Origin of the sequence: Devosia sp. (assembly GCF_030689745.1) — a bacterium.
Taxonomy (GTDB): domain Bacteria; phylum Pseudomonadota; class Alphaproteobacteria; order Rhizobiales; family Devosiaceae; genus Devosia; species Devosia alba.
The window spans coordinates 1-6,568 of record NZ_JAUYGL010000010.1 but is presented as its reverse complement, the minus strand read 5'-3'; the positions used below and the strand labels follow the sequence as shown (position 1 = coordinate 6,568).

General features: G+C 61.4%; 5 protein-coding genes. 2 read left to right on the top strand and 3 right to left on the bottom strand.

Annotated elements, in window-relative coordinates; translation table 11 throughout:
* From Q8O80_RS00990 to Q8O80_RS00980, 3 genes are all read right to left on the bottom strand, one after another.
* On the bottom strand, positions 1-1,089 hold a 1,089-nt coding region (locus tag Q8O80_RS00990; protein ID WP_305575986.1), incomplete at its 3' end, for an ATP-binding cassette domain-containing protein.
* A 581-nt stretch (positions 1,090-1,670) separates the two neighbouring features.
* Entirely contained in the window at positions 1,671-1,988 is a 318-nt protein-coding gene (locus tag Q8O80_RS00985) for a hypothetical protein (protein ID WP_305575984.1), read from the bottom strand.
* Between the two features lie 31 nt (positions 1,989-2,019).
* Positions 2,020-2,514 (bottom strand): hypothetical protein, encoded by a 495-nt coding sequence (locus Q8O80_RS00980; protein ID WP_305575982.1) that lies wholly within the window; start codon positions 2,512-2,514, stop codon positions 2,020-2,022.
* A gap of 215 nt (positions 2,515-2,729) precedes the next feature.
* On the opposite strand from Q8O80_RS00980, the gene parE reads away from it, so the two are divergent.
* A complete protein-coding gene (gene parE, locus Q8O80_RS00975) occupies positions 2,730-4,751 on the top strand; it encodes a DNA topoisomerase IV subunit B (RefSeq protein ID WP_305575980.1) in 2,022 nt (673 codons plus the stop codon).
* 362 nt (positions 4,752-5,113) lie between these two features.
* On the top strand, positions 5,114-6,568 hold a 1,455-nt coding region (locus Q8O80_RS00970; protein ID WP_305575978.1), incomplete at its 3' end, for a DEAD/DEAH box helicase.

Below are 6,568 nucleotides of genomic sequence, written 5' to 3'. Positions count from 1 at the left end.
GCCCGGCACAATCTGCGGACTGACGCGGATACCCGGCGTTTCCTGCCCATTGATGGTCCGGTGCAGCAGTCCCATGAATTGCGACTTGCCCGTGCCATTGCGACCCAGGACCACCAATCGGTCGCCTTGAAACACATGCAGTTTGTCTATGACAAACAGCTTTTCACCCACCGGATTGCTCACCGTCACATTGTCGAAGGCCAGCATTACCCTGGTTTGTGCGCCGCTATTGCCCAGCCGGATCTCGCCGTTGCGGTCCTTGTGGACCGAGCGGACAGTGCTCTCAATCTTTTCGGCCCGTTCCCGCAAATATTTGGATTTGACGACCAGCAGGTCACTACCCGAATTGATGCCGATATTGGTCAGCTTCGCCGCTTGCTTGCGCAGCTTGCTGACTTCCTTGAGGTCACGCTCGCGTTTGAGCTCGGCCGCCTCGTCCAACTCGGCCAATGCCAGGCGGGCCTTGCTGTACGGCAGGGCGAAAAGCGGCGAGACCTCGGGCCGCAGGAACAGGGTCCGCGTCGTCGTGGCGTCGAGAAACTGCCGGTCGTGACTGGCGATCACCACCGGAATATTGCGCGCAGCCTGATTGATCCAGTTTTCCAGTTGGAACAGCTTGCCCAGATCCAGGTGATTGGTCGGCTCATCCAGCAGTAGGGCATCGGGCTGCAGCACCCAGCATTGCGCAATCAGGGCAATGCGTTGCCAGCCGCCACTGAGCTGGCTGAGCGGACGATGCCGCAAGGCCTCTGGGGTCTCGAACTCATCAAGCACAACATCGACGCGCCAGCTCTCACTGGCTCGCTCGGCCTCCGGCAACGCTGCCAGCACCATCTCATACAGGGTCAGCCCCATACTGGCCGGCGGCATGTCCTGTTCGACATAGCCCACCTGCAGGCCGCGCGAGCGCACCAATTCGCCTGTGCTCAGTTCACCCTGTCCGGCCATGGCCCGCAACAGGGTTGTCTTGCCCCGGCCATTACCGGCCACCAGACCAACACGGTCGCCTGCGCCGATCACGAAATTCAGGTTGGAAAATAGAGTGTCGCTGGCCACAAGGCCGGCATTGCGGAGGCTGATCGAACCCATTTTGGTATCTCACTGGAGCGGCGTCGCGAGAAAAAGCGCGCCAAATGCCATCAGACAGCGGTCAGACGACCGCCATGAAGGGCAAACCAGATTTGGGGGATATCGAAAAGCGTCCGAACCAGATCCTGGTCAGCCCTGCAGCTGCTGCCACAGGGCGAAGACGGGGCCACACTGTCGGTGACGCTCAATAACGGTCATGCAGCCCTCCTTCTGTTTGATGTGAATCTCAGAACGGTCATCAAAATAGCCTTGCCGGCCGCGAAAATCAATTCGCTGCCGATCAGACCAGATAAAACAAGGCGGAGACTACAAAAATCGCCCCAAAACGCGGGACAGAGAGCTTGGCCAGCCGGTACGCAATACCAATAAACCCGGCTTGCGGCCAAACGCCTATAGCAACCGAACCAGCCGAATTCTGAAACGCAGAACTTAGACCTCGAGTGGCTCGCATACGGACACTCCAAACAAAAACCGTATGACGATTGATCTAGCAGTGTGCGCTTAAGAAAGTGCTCTCAAGAAGCAAACACGGGGTAAACTTGGCGCCCGATTCCGGGACAGAGCTGTCCCGATCTGAGCTGTCAGCGCGCAGGGCGCAGCCTTGTCCGGCTCTCGATACGGGCAGAACAATAATTGAAATCAAGCAGATAGACCCAATCACCCTTGCTCGCGCGCACCTCGATGTGCTTCTGATTGGGCACGTTGAGATAGATATCGCGATAACCCAGTTCCGCCACCGCCTGACGAATTTGGAAATCGTTGAGGCAAGAGATGCGCTCGGGGAAAAAGTCCGACCGCTGGTCACCATAAAATATCCCGAAGCGCTGTGCCTGCGCGGGTCCTACCAGACCAACGCCCAGCGTCAGCGCCACCACCACTACCGCCGCAAATGGTCTCATGACCGTCTCCTTGCTGCGCCCGTGGGCGCCCTCAATTGCCAAAATTGAACTGGAATCCGAACCCACCATTGGTGAGGCCGCCGCCATCGAACCCGCCATTGTAGAAGTCGTCGCGGCGGCCGCCGCCAAAAGCCCGTCCGGTCCGCTGCACCTGGTCGACTTGCCCGGTGCACTTGTCAACGCGCATGGCATAGATCCAGTTGCCCCTGGTGGCCTCTACCTCCACCCGGTTACGGCGCAATTCCCGGACAATCTCGACGCGGTTATAGCCATAGCCGTTGATGGCACGCGCCACGTCCCGATTGGTCAGGCAGCGCTGGCGATAGTCATCATCCCAGCCGGTACGCCGGTCGTGACGCTGCCCGCCAAAGTTCTGGCTGGCGCCGCCCGTGTTGAATTCTATGCTGAACCCCGTCGATCCGCTCTGGGCAAAGACCGGGGCGGCCATCAGGCTTGATGCGCCCAGCGCCATGGCCAGCACGGCGGCGCGCGTGAAAGACTTGAAGGCGGTGCCGTTGAAAGCCATGTGGATAATCCTTGAACCAGTGTCTGGGTGACTTGACGTCATTGCACCCGGTCTAGTCCCCTGCCCTTGAACCGAACCAGAACTATGCGTTCATCGGCGGTTCAGCTTCGTGGGCAAATCAGGGCGGCCCCGGCGCCGGCGCCTCATGCCGACCCGGCCCCCGGATATGATAGAACTCAAGAACGCCTGATTCGGGCACCAGAGACGGACCGTGCATGTCGCAAGCAGAAGACCTTTTCGGCGCAGCTGACCCTGCAACCAGTCAGCCCCAGGCCACCAGGCCGGCCCCTGAAACGCCAATTGTCACCCCGACGACGGGTTCCTATTCGGCTGCTGATATTGAAGTTCTCGAGGGCCTTGAGCCCGTGCGGCGTCGCCCCGGCATGTATATTGGCGGCACCGACGCCAATGCCCTGCACCACCTGTTTGCCGAAGTCATCGACAACTCGATGGATGAAGCCATTGCCGGCCACGCCAGCCGCATCGAGGTGCATCTGGGCGCCGATGGGTACCTCACCATCACCGATAACGGCCGCGGCATTCCCGTGGAAAACCACCCCAAATATCCCGGTCGTTCGACGCTCGAGATCGTCCACACCGTGCTCCATGCCGGTGGCAAGTTCGACTCCAAGGCCTATGAAACGTCGGGCGGCCTGCATGGCGTCGGCATTTCTGTGGTCAACGCGCTGTCCGACGACATGGTTGTCGAGGTGGCGCGCGAGCAGCAGCTCTACAGACTGCAGTTTTCCCGCGGCATACCGGTCGGCGGGATCCAGCCGATGGGCCGCGTCAACAATCGACGTGGCACCACCACACGGTTCCATCCCGACCCGCAGATCTTTGGCGAGACGGCACATTTCTCCGCCGCGCGCCTGTTCCGCATGACGCGGGCCAAGGCCTATCTGTTTGCTGGCGTCGAACTGCGCTGGAGTTGCGACGAGACCCTGGTCACCGATGATGCCCCGGCCAAGGCGGTGTTCCACTATCCGAACGGGCTCAAGGATTTCATGACCGCGCGCATCGAGGGCGAAACGCGCATTGTCGACGACCTGTTCGCAGGCAGCCACGGCAAGCCGGGTACGCAGGGCGCCGTCGAATGGGCGATTGCCTGGACCCTGGGCGATGGCGGCGTGTCATCCTATTGCAACACCGTGCCAACGCGTGACGGCGGCACCCATGAAGCGGGCCTGCGCTCGGCATTGCTGCGCGGCATCAAGAATTATGCAGACCTGACCAAGAACAAGGCTGCCGCCAATCTGACCGCCGAGGACATTTTCTCGCAGTGCAACGCCATGTTGTCGGTGTTTGTGCGCGAGCCCGAATTCGTCGGCCAGACCAAGGACAAGCTGGCCTCCAGCGAAGCCACGCGCATCGTCGACACCGCCATTCGTGACGCCTTTGACCACTGGCTGGCCGCCTCGCCCAACCAGGCCGGCAAGCTGCTCGACTGGGCTGTAGAGCGCGCCGATGAGCGCATGCGTCGCCGCAAGGAAAAAGAGATCGACCGCGCCAGTGCGACGCGCAAACTGCGCCTGCCCGGTAAGCTGGCTGACTGCACCCAGACCGCCGCGCAGGGCGCCGAGCTGTTCATTGTCGAAGGCGACTCCGCTGGTGGCAGCGCCAAGCAGGCGCGCAGCCGAGCCAGCCAAGCCGTGCTGCCGCTGCGCGGCAAGATCCTCAACGTGGCCGGCGCCAGTCGCGAGAAGATGGCCGCCAGTCAGTTGATTTCCGACATGATCCAGGCTCTGGGCTGCGGCACCCGCGATCGCTATCGCGAGGAGGATTTGCGCTACGACAAGATCATCATCATGACCGACGCTGACGTGGACGGTGCCCATATCGCTGCACTGCTGATGACGTTCTTCTTTCAGGAAATGCCCAAGCTGATCGACGGCGGGCACCTGTTCCTGGCATTGCCGCCGCTCTATCGTATCAGCCAGGGCGGCAAGACCCTCTATGCCCGCGATGACGCGCATCGCCTCGAGCTGATGGAAACCGAGTTCACCGGCAAGGGCAAAGTCGACGTCACGCGCTTCAAGGGCCTCGGTGAGATGCCATTCGCCCATTTGCGCGAGACCACCATGTCGCCAAAGAGTCGCACCCTGTTGCAGGTCAAGGTCCGTGACGATCTGGACGCTACCCGCATCAGCGTTGATCGGCTGATGGGCACCAAGCCGGAAGCCCGGTTTGATTTCATTCAGGAAAATGCGGCCTTCGTCACCGATCTCGATATTTAGCGAATCTGTTGCCGCGATTGTGACATGGACAACAGCCTTGGCCGAATTGACGGGGTCGATGTAGATGCCAATTAAGGCTAACCGGCGCAACACCGTTGACAGACAAGGCCTTTGCGCTATGGTCCGCGCCGCTGGGGCAAAGTTTTTGGGGCCTGTCACATAGACAATGCCCGCCCTTGCTATAGTGCCTCAGGGCCACTCCGTCGAACATGCACCTGGTGCATCCCGTCCGGTGGCCATCCCAGTTGTGGATGCGTCTCGCAGCCGCGGTCCTGCACCCCAACTGACCACCCCGGCGCACCGTTCGAATGTCTCGAACTGGATCTGGCCCCGGGCGACGCCTCAGACGTGGATTACCCAATTTGACTGACGATTTTTCCGAGCTCGGACTGTCCACCAAAGTAACCGATGCAGTTGCCGCTGCAGGCTACACCAAGCCGACCGAGATTCAGGCCCAGGCAATTCCTCATGTCCTGCAAAAGAAGGACATTATCGGCATCGCCCAGACCGGCACCGGCAAGACGGCGTCGTTCGTGCTGCCCATGCTGACGCTGCTGGAAAACGGCCGCGCCCGGGCGCGCATGCCCCGCACTCTCATTCTCGAACCAACGCGCGAACTCGCAGCGCAGGTCTCCGAGAATTTTGAAAAATACGGCAAGAACCACCGCATCTCGATGGCCCTGATCATCGGCGGCGTGTCCTTCGAAGAACAGAACAAGAAGCTTGATCGCGGCGTAGACGTGCTGATCGCCACCCCCGGCCGCCTGCTCGACCAGATCGAGCGCGGCAAGATCATGCTCAACGGCGTCGAGATCCTGGTGATCGACGAAGCCGACCGCATGCTCGACATGGGCTTCATTGATGACATTGAAAGAATTTGCGGCCGTCTGCCGCCCCGGCGCCAGACCATGCTGTTCTCGGCAACCATGTCCAAAGAGATTGAACGGCTGACCAAGAAGTTCCTCAAGGACCCGGTCCATATCCAGTCTTCCAGCCAGAGCTCAACGGCCGAAACCATTGATCAGAAGCTGGTCCGTGTGGGCTCCAAGCCCGACGAGAAGCGCGCCGCCCTGCGCGAGCGCATCACTGCGGCTGACGGCCTGACCAACGCTATTATTTTCTGCAATCGCAAACGTGACGTCGCCACACTGGCCCGCTCGCTGGAACGCCATGGCTTCAGTGCTGGTGCGCTGCATGGCGATATGGACCAGAAGAGCCGCACCGAAACGCTCGACGCCTTCAAGAACAATCGTTTGACGCTGCTGGTCGCCAGCGACGTTGCCGCCCGCGGCCTGGATATCCCCGCCGTGAGCCACGTCTTCAACTTTGACGTGCCCGTGCACGCCGAAGATTATGTGCACCGGATTGGCCGCACCGGTCGCGCCGGTCGTTCCGGGGTGGCCTACACGCTGGTATCGCCCGCCGACGGCAAGCATCTCGATGCCATTCTCAAGCTGATCCACATGCCCATCGAATACCTGGACACCGGTAAGCGTACTGCACCGGCCCCCGCCGACTCCGAAACCACCGAAGCTGGCGAGGAGCGTTCCGCTCGTCCCGCCCGCTCACGTCGCGGTGGCCCACGGACGCGGCCCCCAGCCGAGACCACTACGCCTGCCAAGGCTGGGTCTGCCGATGCCGCGCCCGCCAAGTCTGCGCCCGCCAAGTCGGCGCCGGCTGCCGCCGCGGCAGCAGATTCCGAAGCGGGCGACGCCCGTCCAGCGCGCTCGCGTCGCGGTGGTCCACGCACCCGCCCACAAGCCGAAGCTGTGGCGCCAGCAGCAGCCGCACCGGCTGCGCCTGAAGCTGAGGGCAAA